3 protein-coding genes and 1 pseudogene are annotated in these 3,294 nt (G+C 67.1%); all 4 read left to right on the forward strand.

Translation table 11 applies throughout. The annotated features are described in order from the left end of the window. Window positions 1-420: pseudogene (locus tag G4D87_RS35775) on the forward strand (hypothetical protein); the annotation flags it as partial. Between the two features lie 153 nt (window positions 421-573). Continuing rightward, the gene (locus G4D87_RS35780; RefSeq protein ID WP_205507857.1) at window positions 574-1,383 is read left to right on the forward strand and encodes a M57 family metalloprotease; all 810 of its coding nucleotides are present in this window, start codon (window positions 574-576) and stop codon (window positions 1,381-1,383) included. A 244-nt stretch (window positions 1,384-1,627) separates the two neighbouring features. After that, on the forward strand, window positions 1,628-2,599 hold the full coding sequence (locus tag G4D87_RS35785) for an aldo/keto reductase (protein WP_163787250.1): 972 nt from the start codon (window positions 1,628-1,630) through the stop codon (window positions 2,597-2,599). Between the two features lie 144 nt (window positions 2,600-2,743). Next, a complete protein-coding gene (locus G4D87_RS35790; RefSeq protein WP_163787252.1) occupies window positions 2,744-3,121 on the forward strand; it encodes a hypothetical protein in 378 nt (125 codons plus the stop codon). Window positions 3,122-3,294 lie beyond the last annotated feature (173 nt).

Genomic DNA, 3,294 nt, shown 5'->3' on the forward strand with positions numbered 1-3,294 from the left:
CAACCCACCGCGCGCGACCTGCTCGCCTTGCTGCATGACGAGACCACCGAGGCGACACGGCCGCTCGTCGACCAGTGGCTGACGGAGGTCGTGCTGTATGACTTGAAGGTGGAGTCCGCGGCCTGCGAGCCCCTGGCGGATGGCCGCTACCGCGTCACCGCGCGGATGTCGGCGTCGAAGCACGCGCGCCGGAACGGGCAGGACGTCCCCCTGCCCCTGGACGAGTCCCTGGACGTGGCGGTGTTCACCGGCCCCCCAGACGCGTCCGGCGATGCGCCGCTGTACGCGGCGAAGCACCGCTTCACGGACGGCCCCACCGAAATCTCTCTCACCGTGGACGAACGTCCCGCGTACATCAGCGTCGACCCATTCCTCCGGCGCGTCTCACTGGAGCGGGCCGGCACCCTCTGGAAGCTGTAGCAGCCCTGAACACACCCCCGTGGGTCAGAGCAGACCGCGCCAGCCTCGGTGAGGTTCAAAATTCGTGTATCCCTGTGTGTCCGATACTCCGGTCCCGGGGTCTTCTTCACGCACTTGAATTCAATTCCGAGAATTCACACCGAAGGGTCCACCATGTTCAGGTTTCACTCCGTTGCTCTACTGGCAGGCATCTCCGTCCTGGGCTCCGCGTGCGGCGCCCCCGAGCCCGAGGCGCAGGACACGCAGCAGGTCTCCTTCGAGGAGTTCCGCGCCAGCGCCTACCAGGAGCCGGAGTCCGGTGGCTTCGTCGTCGACGGTGACATCTTCCTGCCGACGGAGTCGGAGCTGCGTGAGTTCTACGAGCAGTCCGTCAGCGGCCTCGGCACCCAGCGGGGCGCGCTGGCCGTGTATTACAGCGGCGGACGGGACATCAAGTGGAGCGCCAGCCAGGCGCTGAACCTCACGTACTGCGTGAGCACCAAGTTCGGCGGCAACTACACGCGCGTGGTCAACGCGATGAAGAGCGCCGCGGCGGAGTGGGAGGCAGCCGCCAACGTCAAGTTCGTCCACGTCAGCGCGCAGGATTCGAACTGCACCAACCGCAACAACAGCGTCGTGTTCGACGTGAACCAGACCAAGACGTCCCAGTACCTGGCGCGCGCCTTCTTCCCCAACAGCGCCCGCCGCAGCGCCAACGTCCTCATCTCGACGACGTCGTTCCAGAACATCTCCCCCTGGACGCTGGAGGGCGTGATTCGCCACGAGCTGGGCCATGTGCTGGGCTTCCGCCACGAGCACACCCGCCTCACCAGCACCGGCTGCTACGAGGACAGCGCCTGGCGCGCGCTGACGCCGTATGACGCCAGCTCCGTCATGCACTACCCCCAGTGCAGCGGCACCCAGACGGGTGACCTGGTGCTGACCAGCAACGACCGCAGCGGCGCCCGCGCGCTGTACCCGTAAGCGCCACGTTCTTCCGCTGGACCGGTGGGCCACTGCCTTCATGGCGGTGGCCCATTGTTCGTTTCGAGCGCCCTGCCTCATCGCGGCGTCCCGGTTGGCTGCCCGACACCCGGCGCGGGGCCCACCGCAAATCCCTGGCCAGCCTCCGCCGCGGATGCCCTGAATGCACGGCATCCGGGGGGGCGGCGAACGGCCGGGTCGTCCTCGGCGGAAGGAGCCTGCCTCCGGCCATTGAGGAGTCGCCATGAAGTACACGCAACTGGGCCGCTCGGGGCTCTCCGTCAGCCGGCTGTGCCTGGGCACCATGAACTTCGGCTGGACGGCCGAGGAGCCGGAGTCCCACGCCATCATGGATTCCGCGCACGAGCACGGCATCAACTTCTTCGACACCGCCAACGTCTACGGCTTCGGGGAGAACAAGGGCCGCACCGAGGAGGTCATCGGCAACTGGTTCTCCAAGGGCGGCAAGCGGCGCGAGCGCACCGTGCTCGCGACCAAGCTCTACGCCCCCATGGGGGACTGGCCCAACGAGGGCAAGCTGTCCGCGCTCAACATCCGCCGCGCGCTGGATGCCAGCTTGAAGCGGCTGCGCACGGACTACGTGGACCTCTACCAGTTCCACCACATCGACCGCGCCACGCCCTGGGAGGAGATATGGCAGGCCATGGAGGTGGCCGTGGCGCAGGGCAAGGTGCTCTACGCGGGTAGCAGCAACTTCGCGGGCTGGCACATCGCCCAGGCCCAGGCCGTGGCGGCACGGCGCAACTTCACCGGACTGGTCAGCGAGCAGTCGCTCTACAACCTGATGGCGCGCACCGTGGAGCTGGAGGTGATTCCCTCCGCGCAGTTCCACGGCGTGGGCATCCTCCCCTGGTCTCCCCTCCAGGGCGGCCTGCTGGGCGGCGTGCTCCGCAAGGAGCGCGAGGGCAAGCGCCGTCTGGAAGGACGCGCCAAGGAGGCCCTCCAGAAGCACCGTGAGCGCATCGAGCGGTACGAGGCGCTCGCGGAGGAGCTCGGGCATGAGCCCGGCGACGTCGCGCTGGCATGGCTCCTCCACCAGCCCGCCGTCACCGCGCCCATCATCGGACCGCGGACGTCCGCGCAGCTCGACGCCGCCCTCCGCGCGGTTGACGTCACACTGGATGCGAAAGCATTGTCACGCCTGGATGACATCTTCCCGGGCCACAAACCCGCACCGGAGGACTATGCCTGGTGACGCACCGGGCGAGACATAAAAGGTTACAATTCCTCTCAAGCGATTGGAAAGAACACCCATCCATCGCGGAGCGCCTCTATTGACGACAGGGAATTCCTCTCATATTCCCTGCCGTCGAGTCCCCCCAATCGAAGAGAGGTTCACATGAAGTCGATGGCCGGAATTGTCGTCATGACGCTGGTGATGCTGACGTCCTGCGGGCCCCTGCCCTCCGAGGAGCAGGCCCAGGTCGATGCCGAGGAGCACTTCGTCTCTCAGGAGGCCGCGCTGGCGGGTGACTGTTCCGTGCAGATTGAGTGCGCGAACGGCACGATGAAGACGTGCACCGGAACGGGGTTCGCGTGTTCCGCCAGCGGCGCCAACAACGGCACGGTGACGTGCAACGGCGTCTCCTCGTCCTGCTCGCCCATCATTCAGCCCGTCTGCAGCTGCCGCGCGGACGGCTGCTGCAACTCGCGGTGCCTCACCCCGGACCCTGACTGCTTCATCCTTCCCGACGACCCGGCGCCGCACCTGCCGTAAGCGCTGAACGCCTGGTGCGGCACGGCTGCCGCACCGGGCATCCCGCCCAGGCACGCTCAAATATCCTTCATGGGCGGGGCATCTTTTGGAACATCAATGGTGAAGGTGGTGCCACGCTCGGGAAGGCTGTCCACGCTGATGCTCCCTCCGTGGGCCTCGGCCGCCCCCCGGAC

The organism is Myxococcus vastator (genome assembly GCF_010894475.1).
Classification (GTDB): Bacteria; Myxococcota; Myxococcia; order Myxococcales; family Myxococcaceae; genus Myxococcus; species Myxococcus vastator.

Coding starts and splice junctions, on each gene's coding strand:
- G4D87_RS35780 (WP_205507857.1), top strand. CDS start 574: ATGTTCAGGTTTCACTCCGTTGCTCTACTGGCAGGCATCTCCGTCCTG.
- G4D87_RS35785 (WP_163787250.1), top strand. CDS start 1,628: ATGAAGTACACGCAACTGGGCCGCTCGGGGCTCTCCGTCAGCCGGCTG.
- G4D87_RS35790 (WP_163787252.1), top strand. CDS start 2,744: ATGAAGTCGATGGCCGGAATTGTCGTCATGACGCTGGTGATGCTGACG.